This is a genomic window from Vibrio sp. SG41-7, assembly GCF_014164465.1.
GTDB lineage: Bacteria > Pseudomonadota > Gammaproteobacteria > Enterobacterales > Vibrionaceae > Vibrio > Vibrio splendidus.
Window position 1 is genome coordinate 1 of record NZ_JACJFF010000359.1, and the last position, 428, is coordinate 428.

General features: G+C 43.9%; 1 protein-coding gene. It reads left to right on the plus strand.

The window, feature by feature from the left end:
* A partial coding sequence (locus tag H5300_RS27090) for a transposase (RefSeq protein ID WP_182797398.1) occupies nt 1–428 on the plus strand: 428 nt, incomplete at both ends.

A 428-nucleotide genomic window follows, 5' to 3' on the forward strand; every position in this document is an offset into this window, starting at 1 on the left:
TCAACGCTACTGGAATATTCACTTTGCCAAAAAGACGAAAGAACTAAAGCAAACGGTGAATTATCTGGGTCGTTACCTGAAGCGTCCACCGATATCCGCATCGAGGCTACGTCATTATAGTGGGGGGACGGTGGTCTTTAAGTATCTAGACCATCGAGACGGAACGCATAAAACGAAGACGTTGACGCAAGAAGAGATGATATTGAGGTACGTGAGTCATATCCCGCAGCACCAGTTTAAAATGGTGCGTTACTACGGTTTTCTATCCAATAGAAAACGTGGTCGTCTACTTCCTCTGGTGTATTTAGCTTTAGAAAAGAAGAGTCTGAAACAGGCTGAGCCACTCACGTATGCCAAACAATACAAAGGGTTTACAGGTAACGATCCATACCAGTGTGTGCTATGCGGAAACAGAATGAAATTTACAG